This window comes from Streptomyces klenkii (assembly GCF_003626645.1).
Taxonomy (GTDB): domain Bacteria; phylum Actinomycetota; class Actinomycetes; order Streptomycetales; family Streptomycetaceae; genus Streptomyces; species Streptomyces klenkii.
This window is the reverse complement of the sequence record NZ_RBAM01000002.1, coordinates 52732-67681: the sequence shown is the minus strand read 5'-3', so window position 1 is coordinate 67681 and position 14950 is coordinate 52732. Positions and strand designations below refer to the sequence as shown.

15 protein-coding genes are annotated in these 14950 nt (G+C 71.5%); 7 read left to right on the top strand and 8 right to left on the bottom strand.

Annotation, left to right across the window (positions count from 1 at the left end; translation table 11 throughout):
- Positions 1-49: 49 nt before the first annotated feature.
- Positions 50-907, bottom strand: a complete 858-nt coding sequence (locus D7231_RS03685; RefSeq protein ID WP_120753479.1) for a S1 family peptidase — start codon at positions 905-907, stop codon at positions 50-52.
- 352 nt (positions 908-1259) lie between these two features.
- On the opposite strand from D7231_RS03685, the gene D7231_RS03680 reads away from it, so the two are divergent.
- Positions 1260-2567 (top strand): M14 family metallopeptidase, encoded by a 1308-nt coding sequence (locus D7231_RS03680; RefSeq protein ID WP_120753478.1) that lies wholly within the window; start codon positions 1260-1262, stop codon positions 2565-2567.
- 102 nt (positions 2568-2669) lie between these two features.
- On the opposite strand, the gene D7231_RS03675 is transcribed toward D7231_RS03680, so the two are convergent.
- The 4 genes from D7231_RS03675 to D7231_RS03660 are packed head-to-tail and all read right to left on the bottom strand — an operon-like array spanning position 2670 to position 6720.
- Positions 2670-4190 (bottom strand): GntP family permease, encoded by a 1521-nt coding sequence (locus tag D7231_RS03675; protein ID WP_120753970.1) that lies wholly within the window; start codon positions 4188-4190, stop codon positions 2670-2672.
- 51 nt (positions 4191-4241) lie between these two features.
- Positions 4242-4682 carry a RidA family protein gene (locus tag D7231_RS03670; RefSeq protein WP_120753477.1) on the bottom strand — a complete coding sequence of 147 codons (441 nt, stop codon included), beginning with the start codon at positions 4680-4682 and terminating at the stop codon, positions 4242-4244.
- Positions 4679-5449 (bottom strand): IclR family transcriptional regulator, encoded by a 771-nt coding sequence (locus tag D7231_RS03665; RefSeq protein ID WP_120753476.1) that lies wholly within the window; start codon positions 5447-5449, stop codon positions 4679-4681. Before D7231_RS03665 ends, D7231_RS03670 begins: the two co-directional genes overlap by 4 nt.
- Entirely contained in the window at positions 5446-6720 is a 1275-nt protein-coding gene (locus D7231_RS03660) for a sugar kinase (protein WP_422396670.1), read from the bottom strand. Before D7231_RS03660 ends, D7231_RS03665 begins: the two co-directional genes overlap by 4 nt.
- 191 nt (positions 6721-6911) lie before the next feature.
- On the opposite strand from D7231_RS03660, the gene D7231_RS03655 reads away from it, so the two are divergent.
- The 5 genes from D7231_RS03655 (at position 6912) to D7231_RS03635 (ending at position 12082) form a co-directional block, all read left to right on the top strand.
- Positions 6912-8219 (top strand): alanine racemase, encoded by a 1308-nt coding sequence (locus D7231_RS03655; RefSeq protein WP_120753475.1) that lies wholly within the window; start codon positions 6912-6914, stop codon positions 8217-8219.
- A 140-nt stretch (positions 8220-8359) separates the two neighbouring features.
- Complete coding sequence (locus tag D7231_RS03650; RefSeq protein ID WP_120753968.1) at positions 8360-9964, top strand: N-acyl-D-amino-acid deacylase family protein; 1605 nt, start codon at positions 8360-8362, stop codon at positions 9962-9964.
- Positions 9965-10040: 76 nt separating this feature from the next.
- Positions 10041-11252: a pyridoxal phosphate-dependent aminotransferase gene (locus D7231_RS03645; RefSeq protein ID WP_120753967.1), complete on the top strand. Its 1212-nt coding sequence runs from the start codon at positions 10041-10043 to the stop codon at positions 11250-11252.
- A gap of 109 nt (positions 11253-11361) precedes the next feature.
- Positions 11362-11781 (top strand): SCO4983 family protein, encoded by a 420-nt coding sequence (locus D7231_RS03640; RefSeq protein WP_120753474.1) that lies wholly within the window; start codon positions 11362-11364, stop codon positions 11779-11781.
- Between the two features lie 55 nt (positions 11782-11836).
- Entirely contained in the window at positions 11837-12082 is a 246-nt protein-coding gene (locus tag D7231_RS03635) for a CopG family transcriptional regulator (RefSeq protein WP_120753473.1), read from the top strand.
- On the opposite strand, the gene D7231_RS36920 is transcribed toward D7231_RS03635, so the two are convergent.
- The 3 genes from D7231_RS36920 to D7231_RS03630 all read right to left on the bottom strand — a co-directional run bounded on the left by D7231_RS36920 (position 12079) and on the right by D7231_RS03630 (position 13510).
- Positions 12079-12237 carry a hypothetical protein gene (locus D7231_RS36920; protein ID WP_199739301.1) on the bottom strand — a complete coding sequence of 53 codons (159 nt, stop codon included), beginning with the start codon at positions 12235-12237 and terminating at the stop codon, positions 12079-12081. The two genes, D7231_RS03635 and D7231_RS36920, sit on opposite strands and share 4 nt — an antisense overlap.
- A gap of 645 nt (positions 12238-12882) precedes the next feature.
- Complete coding sequence (locus D7231_RS36130) at positions 12883-13086, bottom strand: hypothetical protein (protein WP_147449683.1); 204 nt, start codon at positions 13084-13086, stop codon at positions 12883-12885.
- A complete protein-coding gene (locus D7231_RS03630; protein WP_120753472.1) occupies positions 13049-13510 on the bottom strand; it encodes an ATP-binding protein in 462 nt (153 codons plus the stop codon). Before D7231_RS03630 ends, D7231_RS36130 begins: the two co-directional genes overlap by 38 nt.
- Positions 13511-13638: 128 nt before the next feature.
- Between D7231_RS03630 and D7231_RS03625 the strand changes: the two genes are divergently transcribed.
- Positions 13639-14943 (top strand): NsdA family TPR-like regulatory protein, encoded by a 1305-nt coding sequence (locus D7231_RS03625; RefSeq protein ID WP_120753471.1) that lies wholly within the window; start codon positions 13639-13641, stop codon positions 14941-14943.
- Positions 14944-14950 lie beyond the last annotated feature (7 nt).

The window sequence follows — 14950 nt, the reverse complement described above, 5'->3', positions numbered from 1 at the left end:
GGACCGGCCCGGAGGCCCGCCCGGCAGCAGGGCGTGGGTCAGCGGAACGTCACGGCTTGGGCAGCTCGCAGCCCGGGAGGCTCAGGTCCAGCTTGTTTCCGGTGGCGAAGCACTTGGCGATGCCGTACGTCTCCTGGGCGTAGTTGATGCCCTGCCGCACGGTCACCTGGCCGTTCTCGTCGACCTCGCACGGGTTGTTCATCGTGCAGCGCTCGCCGCTCTCGTTGCCGGTGTTGTTGATCGCGATGACCTTCCCGGTGTTCGCGTCGACCACCGGCGAGCCGGACGTGCCGCCTATCGTGTTGCACGACGAGGTGTAGCGGAGCGAGTCCTTCCAGGTCCAGTCGGCCTCGCGGAGGCTGTGGACGAACCCGTCGGCGTTGCAGCTGTAGATCCGCTTCCAGAAGCCGGAGACGACCTTGATGGCCGTGCCGGCGACGGGGTGGTCGGGCGACAGGCTCAGCGCGCTGATCCCGTAGCGCTGCTTGATCTGCGCGTACGTCGTGTTCAGCTCGTAGAGGGTGACATCCGTGTCCGTCATCGTGGCGTATGAGACTTTTGTGGCACGCAGTGTGGCAACCTTGCCCGCACTGGAGTTCAGCAGGCTGAAGGTCCGCGTGGAGGGCTGGTCGGTGATGACCTCGCCGGGCCCGGGCATGCCGGTCTCCAGGCAGTGTCCGTTGGTCATGACGAGGCCCGGGTCGTTGTCGGACGAGCCCGGGAGGCGGATCAGGGAGCCTGAACAGTTGCTGAGCGCCACGGTGCCCGCGAAGTCGACCGCCTTGGGCCTGGCCTTGGCGGCGCCCGCGGCGCCGTCCGGGGAAGCCGCGGTGGCGGTGCCCGCACCGGCCACGGTCGCTCCGGTGAGGAGCAGCGTGGCGAGCGCACCGACGAGAGGTCTTCTCATGGGGGGTGGTTCCTCTCTGAGCCGAGCCGAAGCCCTGTTCGGTTTTGACATGCGCATTGTTGGTGCCGGTGGGGGCGGGCGCAATCAACAGGACCGAAGTCACCGAAGTGGCGCGCAACTTGGCCGGATTCCCCCGCCTCCCTTACGTTGACCCGTCCATGACAGAGCTCGACACTGACCACGCACCCCCTGTACCCCGTTTTCCCTCCCTCGCGACACCCCCCACGTCGCGGCATCCCCCGCGTCGCAGCACGCCCTCGCGACACCCCTTCACGCGACATCCCTCCACGCGACACCCCGTCCACGCGACACCCCCCACCCGTCGCACGACCGGAACCCCCCAGGAGACCGCATGCGACCGCGTTCGCGCGGCAGATGGGCGACCGCCCTCGCCGCCGTGCTCACCCTGGCCCTGGCCGTCCCCGCCGCCTCGCGCGGTGCCGAGGAGGCCCACGGGACCCACGAGTACGAGGTCACCGGCCCTCGTACCGCCGCCCAGCGCACCGCCGTCGCCGCGACCGGCGTCTCCGTCGACGCCGTGCGGGGCGCCTCGATCGTCGTCACGGCCGACGACACCCAGGCCGAGCGCATCCGCCGGATGGGCTACAAGGTCAGCCGGCTGCCCGGCCCGCCGGACCGCTCGGGCGGGCGGGCCACCGAGCCGTACGACTTCCCGCCGGAGGACGCGAAGTACCACAACTACAAGGAGGCCATGGCGGAGATCGACGCCGACGTCGCCGCCCACCCGTCGATCATGAGCAAGAAGGTCATCGGCAAGTCCTACGAGGGCCGCGACATCGTCGCCGTCAAGATCAGCGACAACGTCGCCACGGACGAGGACGAGCCCGAGGTCCTCTTCACCGCGCACCAGCACGCGCGCGAGCACCTCACCGTCGAGATGGCCCTCTACCTGCTCAAGGAGTTCGGCTCCAAGTACGGCAGCGACCCGCGCGTCACCAAGATGGTCGACTCGCGCGAGATCTGGGTCGTGCCCGACGTCAACCCCGACGGGGGCGAATACGACATCGCCACCGGCTCGTACCGCGGCTGGCGCAAGAACCGCCAGCCCAACGCCGCCTCCGCCTACCGCGGCACCGACCTCAACCGCAACTGGAACTACAAGTGGGGCTGCTGCGGCGGCTCCTCCGGCAGCCCCGGCTCCGAGACCTACCGCGGCGCGGCGGGCGAGTCCGCGCCCGAGGTGAAGGTCGTCGCCGACTTCGTCCGCAGCCGGATCGTCGGCGGCAAGCAGCAGATCAAGTCGGGCATCGACTTCCACACGTACAGCGAGCTGGTCATGTGGCCCTTCGGCTACACCTACGACGACACCGGGCCCGGGATGAGCCAGGACGAGCACGACGTCTACGCGACGCTCGGCAAGTCCATGGCCGCCAGCAACGGCTACAAGCCGGAGCAGTCCAGCGACCTCTACACCACCGACGGGACCATCGACGACTGGCTCTGGGGCGACCAGCGGATCTTCTCGTACACCTTCGAGATGTATCCGAACGAGAGCGGCGCGGGCGGCGGCTTCTACCCGCCCGACGAGGTGATCGACCGGGAGGTCGTGCGCAACCGCGAAGCGGTGCTGCAACTGCTGGAGGCCTCGGACTGCATGTACCGGGTCATCGGCAAGGAAGCGCAGTACTGCACGAAGTAGGCCGCGGTACGGCGCTCCCGCTCCTTGAACGAGCAGTACGGCGCTCCCGCTCCTTGAAATGAACGGCCCCGCCGGGCCGGGTGCAGGTCCGGCGGGGCAGCGTCACGGCACCACCGCGCTCAGCGCCGCCGCCACCGCGAACCCCGCCACCGACAGCACCGACTCCAGGACCGTCCACGACGCCAGCGTCTCCCGCTCCGGTATGCCGAAGTACGTGGAGACCATCCAGAAGCCGCCGTCGTTGACGTGGGAGGCGAAGACCGAGCCCGCCGAGATCGCCACGACGACCAGGGCCGACTGCGCCTGCGAGTGGCCGCCGCCGGAGCCGCCGGCCAGCAGCGGGGCGACGATGCCCGCCGTCGTCACGATCGCAACCGTCGCCGAGCCCTGCGCCACCCGCAGGGCGACCGCGATCAGCCACGCCAGCACGACGACCGGCAGCCCGGCCCCGGCGAACGCGTCGGCCAGCGCCCGGGCCACGCCGCTCCCCTTGAGGACCGCGCCGAAGACTCCGCCCGCGCCGACGACGAGCAGGATGTTGCCCACCGGCTTGAGCGAGGCGGTCGAGACGGCCTCCAGCGACGTACGGGACCAGCCGCGCCGCAGACCCAGCAGCCAGTACGCCAGCAGCAGGGCGATCGTCAACGCCACGAACGGGTGACCGAAGAACTCCACCACCGAGCGGCCCGTGCTCGGCGCGAACACCACCGAGGAGAACGTCGCGAGGAGGATGAGCAGCAGGGGCGTGCCGATGACGGCGAGCAGGGCGCCGAGCGCGACCGGCTGCTCGGGAGCGGGGCCTGGACCTGGGCCTTGACCTGGGCCTGACGAGCCCTTCTGAGCCGCCGTTGCTGCCGTCGTTGCCGCCGCCCTCTTCGCCTCCTCGGCCGCCGCCGCCATCTCCTCGGGTACGGGGACGAAGACGCGGCGGCCTATCCACGCCGCGTACGCCCACGCCGCCAGGACCGCCGGCACGCCCGCCGCCGCGCCCATCAGGATCACCAGGCCGAGGTCCACGTGCAGCAGCCCGGCCGCGGCGACCGGGCCCGGGTGCGGCGGCAGGAAGGCGTGCGTCATGGAGAGGCCGGCCAGCAGCGGCAGCGCGTACAGCAGAATCGATTTGCCGCTGCGCCGGGCGGCCGCGTACACGATCGGCGCGAGGACGAAGATGCCGACGTCGAAGAAGACCGGTATGCCGAAGACCACGCCGGTCACGCCCATCGCGAGGGGCGCGCGGTGCTCGCCGAAGAGGGCGCGGAGCCGGCCGCTGAGGGCCTCCGCGCCGCCGGAGGCCTCCAGGACCGAGCCGAGCATCGTGCCGAGCCCGACGATGACGGCGATGTGGCCGAGGGTGCCGCCCATGCCGGCCTCGACGAGCGAGACGGCGCCGGACTTCTGGACCGTGCCGAAGAGCTCGGTCACGGACAGCCCGGCGCCGAGGCCGACGGCGATCGAGACGGCCAGCAGGGCCACGAAGGGCTGCAGCCTGGCCTTGATGATGAGGAAGAGGAGCAGGGCGATTCCGAGGGCGGCGACGGTCAGCAGACCGGCGGTGCCCGGGACGAGGGCGAGCAGCCCTCCGGTGCGGCGCTCGGCCGCGTACGTGACGGATACGGCGGACACGGCGGCAACATCGGGCACGACGGGCACCCCCCGGCCTCGTGACGGCGGCCGTCAGCCGAGGACGGCGAGTGCGTCGATCTCGACGAGCAGGCCGGCGGGGAGGCCGACGTAGACGGTCGTACGGGCGGCGGGGACGGACGTCAGCCCGGCGAAGTACGCGTCGTAGAGCTCGTTGAACTCGGCGAAGTGGGCGGTGTCGGTGAGGTAGATCCGCATCATGATCACGTCCTCCCAGGTCGCGCCGCCCTCCTCCAGGACCGCCTTGACGTTGGCGAGGGTCTGGAGGGTCTGGGCGCGCAGGGTGTCCCCGGCGGGCGTCGGCGGCCGCCCCTCGGCCGCGGGCAGGAAGCCGACCTGGCCGGCGACCTGGAGGATGTTGCCCTTCCGCACGCCGTGCGAGAACTTCGCGGGCGGGGTGGTGTGCGTGGCGGGGGTGAGGGCTGTCTTCACAAGCTTCTCGGTCGTGTCAGTCGTGTCAGTTATGTCAGTCATGAGTTCGCTTTCTGGAGGGGTGGCGGTGTCGTACCGGAGTACTCCGCGCTGATGGCGTCCGCGGTGCGGCGCAGCAGCGGGAGGAGTTCGAGGAGTTCGCCCGTGCCGACGACGACGTTCGGCGCGGAGACCGAGCAGGCGGCGACGGTGCGGCCGTCGGTGCCGCGGACGGGTGCGCCGATGCAGTTGATGGACTCCTCGTGGCCGCCGAAGTCGGTGGCCCAGCCCTGTTCCCGCACGGTCGCGAGCTCCTTGAGGTACGCGGCGGCGTTCGGCGTCGAACGGGCGGTGTAGGCGGGGTAGTCGAGGCGCTCGGCGACGGCGCGCCGCTCGGGTTCGGGCAGGTCGGCGAGGAGCAGTTTGGCGACGGCGGCGACGGTGATCGCGACGGGCTTGCCGATGCGCGAGTACATCCGTACGGGGTAGCGGCTCTCGACCTTGTCGATGTAGAGGACCTCGCCGTCCTCGTACACGGCGAGGTGCACGGTGTGCCCGCAGCGCTCGTTGAGCGCGGCGAGGTGCGGGTGGGCGATCTCGCGGACGTCGAGGTTCTCGGCGGCCTGCTGGGCGAGGGCGAACAGGCGGGTGCCGAGGCGGTAGCGCTGGTCCTGCTGCCGGTAGACCATGCCGTGCTCGTGGAGGGTGCGCAGGAGGCGCAGCGCGGTCGACTTGTGGACGCCGAGACGGGCCGCCACCTGCTCCAGGTTGGCCGGCCCCTCGGCGAGGAGCGGCAGGATCCGCAGGGCGCGGTCGACGGTCTGGCTCATGGGGTGCGTTCCTTCGCGCTGGCGGGGGCGGGGGCGGGCTCGCCGGGGGCGGTTACGGGCTCGGGCTCGGGCTCGGCTGTGGGCGCGGTCGTGGGCTCGGCCGGCGGCTCGGCCTCGGGCTCGGTCCAGCCCGGGCCGAGTCGCAGTCTCCCCCACGCCGCGGGGGCGAGGGCGGCGAGCCGGTCGGCGTGCTCGCGGCGGGGCGGGGCGGCGAGGTCGCCGGGGGCGGTGAGGGCGGCGGCGGCCATGAGGTGGCCGTGGCGCAGGCACTGTTCGATGCCGAGCCCGCGGAGCGTGCCGGAAAGGAAGCCGGCGGCGAAGGCGTCCCCGGCGCCGACGGGAGCGACGACGTCGACGGAGGGGGCGGGGACGGAGAGGACCGCGTCGGCGCGTACATCTCGTATATCTCGTATATCTCGTACATACGCCGTCGCCCCCGCCGCGCCCTGTTTCACGACGAGGATCCGCGGTTCGGGGAGGGCGGCGCGGATCGCGGCGGGGCCGTGGAGGCCCCAGGCGGCCTCGGCCTCGTCCTCGCCGACGAAGACGAGGTCGCTGCGGCGGGCGAGGGAGGCCAGGACAGCGGGCCCGTCGGGGGCGTTCCGCCACAGCGCCACGCGGTAGTTGACGTCGAAGGAGACGAGGGGGCGGCCGGGGCGATGCTCGGTGAGGGCGCGGAGGAGGGCGAGGCAGCCGGCGGAGAGGGCGGCGGTGATGCCGGTGAGGTGCAGTACGCGGCCGGACCAGACGGTCGTGCGGCTGACCAGGGCCGGCGACATGGCGGAGGCGGCGGATCCGGCGCGGTAGTAGAGGACTTCGGAGAGGGCTTCGGAAGGGGCTTGGGAGGCGGCTTCGGAGAGGGGCGTCCCGCCAGCTTCAGGCGGCGGGGCGGGCAGGCCCACGGACCGTTCCCCGGCCGTACGGAAGTACACGCCCGTCGGCCGGGCCGGGTCGCGCCGGACGGCGGAGACGTCCACGCCGTACGCGGCGATCGCGGCCACCAGGTGGTCGCCGAAGGCGTCCGCGCCGACCCGGCTCACCCATGCCGCCCGGTGCCCGGCGGCGGCCAGGGCGCAGGCGACGTTGGACTCGGCGCCGCCGATGCCCCGGGCGAAGAGCGCCGCGTCGGCGAGCCGCTCCCGTTCCGCCGCGGGCCGGAAGGCGGCCATCGACTCGCCGAGGCACACGACGTCGGGGCGCGGAGCCGCGCCCGGGGCCGCCGCGCCGGGGCCGGCGTCCGGGGTGCCCCGCGGGGCGGCGGCTGCGGTCACGGTCGGCCCTCGCTTCTCGCTGCTCACGCTCGGTCCGGCGGTTTGTACGCGTCCTGTCACGGTCGTTCCCGGGGCGTGAGACGACCGTTGACCCGGTACTTGGCGGGATGTTAGACAGCAGCCAGCGCAGTACGCAACGGTCGTTGCACAGAGTGCAACAACAGCACACCCCAGACACCCCGGGAGGCTCCATGGCCACCGCCGACGCAACCACCGGCACCGACGGGACCGCCGACGCCGTAGCCCGGCTCGCGGACACCCGCGTCGACCACCGCTTCAAGGGCCTGCCCCCGGACGCCGAGGGCCTGACCGTAGGCGCCCTGGCCGCCGAGCGCCGCTCGCTGTTCACGGGCGGCTTCACCACGCCCGTGCTCGCCCTGTCGGCGGAGGCCCTCGACCACAACCTCGCCCTCATGGAGCGCTGGTCCGCCGGGCGCGGCCTGGCCTTCGCCCCGCACGGCAAGACCACGATGGCGCCGCAGCTGCTGGAGCGGCAGATCGCGCACGGCGCGTGGGGGATCACCGCGGCGACCGTCTCCCAGGTCCGCGTCTACCGCGCGCACGGGATCCGCCGCGTCTTCCTCGCCAACGAGGTCGTGGACGCCGCGGCCCTGCGCTGGCTCGCCGCCGAGCTGGACGCCGACCCGGACTTCCGGCTCTTCACCTACGTCGACTCCGTCCGCGGCGTCGAGCTGATGGACGCCGCCCTCCGCGCGGCCGGTGCCCGCCGCCCCCTCGACGTCGTCGTCGAACTGGGCGCCGAGGGCGGCCGTACGGGCGCCCGCACCGAGGCTGACTGCACGGCCGTCGCCGACGCCGTGGCCGCCGTGAGCACCCTGCGGCTGGCGGGCGTCGGCGGCTACGAGGCGGAGATCCCGGGCGCGGACGGCGACCTCGTCCGCGCGTGGCTGCGCCGGCTGACCGCGCTGGCCGCCGAGTTCGACGAGGCGGGCCGGTTCGCGGGCGTGGCGGAGGTCGTCGTCAGCGCGGGCGGCAGCGCGTGGTTCGACGCGGTCGCCGAGGTCTTCGCGGAGCTGCCGGCGCTGTCGGTGCCCGTGCTGAAGCTGCTGCGGTCGGGGGCGTACATCACCCACGACGACGGGGCGTACCGGAAGAAGACCCCCTTCAACCGGCACCCCGAGGAGGGCGAACTCCGCCCGGCGTTCCGCCTCTGGGCCCAGGTCGTCTCCCGCCCCGAACCGGGCCGCGCCTACCTCAACGCAGGCAAGCGGGACGTGCCGTACGACCTGGACCTGCCGGTCGTACGGGCCGTGCGGTCCGCGCGGGACGGCTCCGTGCGGGGCGGCGAGGGCATGACCGTGATCGGCCTCGCCGACCAGCACGCGTTCGTGGAACTCGCGGAGGGCGCGGAGGTCGAGGTCGGCGACTGGGTGGGCCTGGGGCTGTCGCACCCGTGCACGGTGTTCGACAAGTGGCAGCTGATCCCCCTGGCCACGGAGAACGGCACGGTCACGGACTACATCCGCACGTTCTTCTGACGGCCACGGCCGACCTTCTGACGGTCACGGCCGACGCGTTCTCCCGCCGCGGCCGGTCACCGCCGCGGCGCTCAACCCCACCGGACGTGCCCGGCGGTGCCGGGTCGTCCTCGACCCAGGGAGCGCAATCGATGGACACCGTGGACACCGTGTTCCGCAACGCCCGCGTCGTCGACGGCTCCGGCGGCCCCTCCTACCGGGCCGACGTCGCGCTGGCCGCGGGCCGCATCGCGGAGATCCGGCGTCCGGGGGACGGCCCCCGCCCCACCGCCCGCCGCGTCGTGGAGGCGGACGGCCTCGCCCTGTCCCCCGGCTTCATCGACATGCACGCGCACAGCGACCTCGCCCTCCTCCGCGACCCCGCCCACACCGCGAAGGCCGCCCAGGGCGTCACCCTGGAGGTCATCGGCCAGGACGGCCTGTCGTACGCGCCGGTCGACGACCGCACCCTCGCCGCCGTGCGCACCCAGATCACCGGCTGGAACGGCGACGGCGCCGACATCGACTTCACGTGGCGCACGGTCGCCGAGTACCTGGGCCGTCTGGACCAGGGCATCGCCGTCAACGCCGCCTATCTCCTCCCCCAGGGAACGCTCCGCGCGCTCGTCGTCGGCTGGGAGGACCGCCCCGCGACCCCGGCCGAGACCGGGCGCATGAAGCGGCTCGTCGCGGAAGGGCTGGCGCAGGGCGCGGTCGGGCTGTCGTCCGGGCTGACGTACACGCCCGGCATGTACGCGACGGACGCCGAGCTCACGGAGCTCTGCCGCGTCGTCGCCGCGTACGACGGCTACTACTGCCCGCACCACCGTTCGTACGGGAAGGGCGCCCTCGCCGCGTACGAGGAGATGATCGCGCTGACCCGCCGCGCCGGCTGCGCCCTGCACCTGGCCCACGCGACCATGAACTTCGGCGTGAACGAGGGCCGCGCCCCCGAGCTGCTGGCCCTGCTCGACGCGGCACTCGCCTCGGGCGCGGACATCTCCCTCGACACGTACCCGTACACCCCCGGCTGCACCACGCTCGCCGCGATGCTGCCGAGCTGGGCGGGCGCGGGCGGCCCGGAGGCGGTCCTGGCGCGGCTGCGCGACGACGCGACGGCCGAGCGCATCCGGTACGCGATGGAGACCGAGGGCGCGGACGGCTGCCACGGCGTACCGATCGACTGGGAGGCGATCGAGATCTCGGGCGTCGCGCACCCGCACCTCGCCGCGGACCACGTCGGCCGCACCGTCGCCCGCGCCGCCCGCGAGCGCGGCGAGGAGCCGTGGACGACGGCGCGCCGCCTGCTGATCGCGGACCGCCTGGGGCCGACGATCCTCCAGCACGTGGGCCACGAGGAGAACGTCCGCACGATCATGCGGCACCGCGTGCACACGGGCGGCAGCGACGGCATCCTGCACGGCGCGAAGCCCCATCCGCGCGCTTACGGAACGTTCCCGCACTATCTCGGCCGGTACGTGCGCGAGCTCGGCGTGCTCTCCCTGGAGGAGTGCGTGGCGCATCTCACGTCGCGCCCCGCGGCGCGGCTGAGGCTGCCCGACCGGGGTCTCGTACGGGTCGGGCAGCGCGCGGACCTCGTCCTCTTCGATCCGGAGACGGTGGCCGCCGGTGCCACTTTCGAAGCCCCGCGAACGCTTCCGACCGGCATTCCTTATGTCCTGATTGCCGGACGCTTTGTGATGGAAGACGGCCGCCGGACGGACGTCCTCGCCGGCCGGGCCGTCCGGCGCACCGCACGGCCGTGATCAGCGGCTTCGGGGCGGCGACGGCGCACCCGGAAACGGCGCGCGCCCCGTCCTGCGCACCCGTATGGTGGCCGTCATGCAGGTGATCCAGTCAACGAAGCTCGCCAACGTCTGCTACGAAATCCGTGGCCCGGTGCTCGAGGAGGCCATGCGGCTGGAAGCGGCAGGTGAGCGCGTCCTCAAGCTGAACACCGGCAACCCCGCGATCTTCGGGTTCGAGTGCCCCCCGGAGATCCTCGAGGACATGCTGCGCAACGTCGGGAGCGCGCACGGCTACGGCGACGCCAAGGGCCTGCTCTCCGCCCGCCGCGCGGTGGTGCAGCACTACGAGACGAAGGGCATCGAGCTCTCCGTCGAGGACGTCTACCTCGGCAACGGCGTCTCCGAGCTGATCCAGATGTCGATGCAGGCGCTGCTGGACGACGGCGACGAGGTCCTCGTCCCCGCGCCGGACTACCCGCTGTGGACGGCCTCGGTCTCCCTGGCCGGCGGCACCGCCGTGCACTACCGCTGCGACGAGCAGTCGGACTGGATGCCGGACCTCGCCGACATCGAACGCAAGATCACCGACCGCACCAAGGCCCTCGTCATCATCAACCCGAACAACCCCACGGGTGCGGTCTACGACGACGAGATGCTGCGCGGCCTGACCGAGATCGCCCGCCGCCACAACCTGATCGTCTGCTCCGACGAGATCTACGACAAGATCCTCTACGACGGCGTCACGCACACCCCGACCGCCGCCATCGCCCCCGACCTGCTGACCCTCACCTTCAACGGCCTCTCCAAGTCCTACCGGGTGGCGGGCTACCGCAGCGGCTGGATGGCGGTCTGCGGCCCGAAGTCCCACGCCGACAGCTACATCGAGGGCCTGACGATCCTCGCCAACATGCGCCTGTGCGCCAACATGCCGGCGCAGCACGCGGTGGCCACGGCTCTCGGCGGCCGGCAGTCGATCAACGACCTGGTGCTGCCGGGCGGCCGGCTGCTGGAGCAGCGCGACGTCGCGCACGAGCTGCTGACGCAGATCCCGGGCGTGACGTGCGTGAAGCCGAAGGGCGCGCTGTACGCCTTCCCGCGCCTCGACCCGAAGGTCTACAAGATCAAGGACGACCGGCAGATGGTGCTGGACCTGCTCCGCGCCGAGAAGATCATGGTCGTCCACGGCACGGGCTTCAACTGGCCCGAGCCGGACCACTTCCGCCTGGTCACGCTGCCGAGCGCGAAGGACCTGGCGGACGCGGTGACCCGCATCGGAAACTTCCTGGACGGCTACAGCCAGCCGTAGCCGCACCGATCCGGCCGACCACATCCGACCGACCACACCTGTAGACAAGACAACTTTAGACGCCGTCTAAGTTAGGATGGCCTTCTGAGGCATTCCCAGGAGGCCATCCATGTACGAGCCGATCCGGACGCAATCGGTCCACACCATGGCCGCACAGCGCTGCGGCATGCGCGGCCTGCACCGCTCCCGCGAGGAAGAGCTGGACATCCGGCTCGCCTGGCATCTGACCGCACTGCTGACCCTGACCGACGAGCTCCGCGCCCTCACGCCGTCCCGCGCCCTGGACGACGCCGCGGACCGCCTCGCCGACCGCATCACCCACATGCGCGGCCACGCCCCCCTCCGCGCGGCCCCCACGGCGAGCCGCGCCACGCCCGCCCACATCACCGCCCTCCACCAGCGGGCACACCAGTTGGCCGGCCAGGCCCTGGTAGTCGCCACAACCGGCGGCGACACAGCCGGCGAAACCCTCGCGGCGGAGCGCTTGGCGACACACGCGGCGGCGCTGGGGATCACGGCTGCCGGGTGATCCCCGCCGCGCCCAGGAGCCGATTCCTCGCGGCGACGGCGGCAGGATAGGCGTCATGAGCGAGCCCACCGGCAAGTACTCGATCACCATGCCACGCGACATCGCGGAAGCCGCTCGCGCCCGCAGCGGCCCTTCCGGCCTGTCCTCCTACGTCGCCGCCGCCGTCGCCCGTCAGATCGAACGCGACAACCTCAACGAACTCATCCAGGTCGCCGAGGCCGAGCACGGTCCCATCACGGATGAGGAGATCCAAGCCCTGCGTGGGCAATGCGGCGCACGCGTCACCGTCATCAAGATCTAGCGGCTTTGCACCCACCACAACACGAAGCCGGCGACCCCGGTACCGCATGCGTACGACGCGCCGCGCAGAAAGTTCGTGACGATGAGTTGAACGTAGCCGCGCCACTGGTTGTCCAGGCGCTCAGAAGCCGGCGGGCGATCCTCCGTGGACTGCATGTGGAGCTCCTCTCGTTAACGTCGGAAGCGGCAGCGGTTCCACGTGAGGAGCCTCATCAGCCGGCGCTGTCGTCACGTCCGGGTCGCGTCATCGACGTCGGACCCCCGGCGTTGAACCCATCCGCCCCAGGACCTTTCCCATGAACTGGACTGGCGCCAGAGGGCGTTCGCAGCACTGACACACGGCGACCGCCCCGGTACCATCGGCACCGGGGATCTTGAAGGTCTCCGTCGGACCACCCCCGCGCCCGCCAGGTAACGGGGTGGTCCGGTTTTGCATGCGGTTGTTGCGCGCGGCCCTGCCCAAGCCGCGTTCACGTTGAGCAGGGCCGCGGACGGCGGGTCTCCTGCACGACCTTCCCTCGGACGTCGAGGGAGCCGCAGCGCCCACAGCGGACCGGCGAGATCACCGTGCGCACTGCCCCCGAGGGAACCAGAGGGCGAAGGCTGCCGGACCCACCCAGGTGGGCAGCTTCCACCCCGCCTACGGGGGCTCGCGCCCTTCCCGTTGTCGCTGGGCTACACGATCACGGATCCGCCGCAACGCGGCTTCGCTTTCCTCCGGCGCCACCGGAGGTAGGCGCAGGCGCAAGTCTTTCAGCGCCTCGTCCAGCCTCTGCTCCAAGAGGCGCGGCCGGGCTGCCGTCATCGCCTCAGCTGACGCCAGTACAGCGACGTCTGAACCTCGTCCGTTGACTGCAGACGCACAGGAGATCCGGCCTTGAAGACCAGCACCAACTCCTTGCCGCGTGACGTCTCCAGATTGCGGATGGCCTTGATCTCTCGGATGTCGCCGCAGATGCTCACCATGTCATCGGGCTGCAGCTGTGACGCACTGATGCGTGCCACTGTGATCTCCTTTCACGGCCGGTACTGCCAGCACCGCCCAAACTGATTTGCCGACGCCCACCCGGTTGCTCACGCCCCAGGTGATCGACAGCGCGCCGACCAGAGCCAGCCCGCGTCCTCCCTCTGCACGCTGGGAGCGGCCAGAAGGCCACTGCTCGGAGGCGTCATCGACCCTGATCCGGAGGGCGCCGGTCTCAAGCTGGAACCGGGTCTCGATCTCCCGGCCCGGCGAAACCCGCCCATGCACCACCGCGTTGGTGAGAAGCTCCGAGAGGACCAGGAGCGCGGCGTCCTCGACCGACGCCAGATCCCAGACCTCAAGTGCCCTGCTCAGCACCGCACGCGCCAGGCCTACGCAGCGGGGGTGGCGAGGCCAACGCCGCACCACCTCTTGACCGTTCACATGTATCTGTCTCCCCGACATGCGCCCCAGAGTTCCAAGCAAGTGGGCGCGCCATAAGGCCCAATGGATTACCCACGGTGGGTAGCATCGCGTGAGGGAGAACCGCAGCGATGATCAGCGCAAGCCGACCGCCAGCTGGAGCGCCGCGTATGTCGAACCCATCCGAAGTCCCTGACCTGCCCGCCAGGTTGCTTTCCGACCCCGAGATGGTCGCCGCCTGCCACGAACGGGATTTCGCAAAGGTCTTCGTGCTGGTGAGGCGAGCCGGGCTGTACCCGGCCGTGATCGCACAGCGGATCGGTCAGACACCGAGCCGGGTCGGGGAAGTGATCTCCCGAAAGCGCACCTTCCGGGACATGCACGTCATCGAGCGGATCGCGGACGGCCTACGGATCCCCGGGGCCATGCTCGGCTTGGCGAGCCGGGAATGGGAAGTCCAGCCGGCGACGGGCCCCGTTCCGCAGCAAGCCACGCCGGGCCCCGCGCCCATGCCGACCAGCACGATTCCCGGTACGGATCTGGACAGCATTCTTGCCGTCGCCACCGGCCCGCGGCTCAGCCCGTCCACACTCCGCGCGCTCCACTCCTCCATCGAGGACTACTGGCGGCGCGACGACGAGCACGGTGGCGAGGTACTGCGCCCTGCTGTGGTGGGCCAGCTTCGCTACGTCGTTGAACTGATCAAGGACGCTGCCGACGACCAGTACCGTCGCGGCCTCTACGGAATCGCCGCTGAGCTTGCCCGGCTCACCGGCTGGACGTACTTCGACGCCCGGCAGTACAGCCAGGCCCGCACCTACTTCACCGAGGCGCTGCAGCTCGCGAAAGCCGTTGACGAGCGCCGGTTCATGGCCAATGTCCTGGCGTGCATGAGCCTGCAGGCCACCTATGAGGACCGTCCGGCGGACGCCGTGGCGCTGTCCACCGCCGCGCAGGACGCGGCCCGCGGGCACGGCGGTACGCCCCGGGTCATGTCGATGCTGTCCATGCGGGAAGCCTTCGCACACGCCTCTCTGAACAACCGCGCCGCCACCCACGCCGCACTCGCCGAGGCCCATCGCCAGTTCGAGCAGATCTCGTCCGGCGACCCGGACCCGGCATGGGTGGCGTACTTCGATGAGCCCAAGCTGATCGTGGACACCGGCATCGCTCATGGCCGGCTTGGCGACGCCCGAACCGCCGAGCCCCTGATCGCGGACGCGTTGCAGCGCGAGGACGCCCGTAACCAGCGCGGCCGCGCCTTCCACGCCTACTGGCTCGCCGCCACCCAGCTCCAGCGCGGCAACGTCGACCAGGCATGCAGCACGGCCGCTCTCGCCCTGGAGACAGCTGCCTCCGTCGGATCCGAGCGCGTCATGGGGCATCTGCGGGACTTCCAGGCGCAGCTCACCCCGTACAGCCGACAGCCCGAAGCCGCGACCTTTCAGACACGGCTCCGGGCTGCCCTGCAGTGATCAGGTG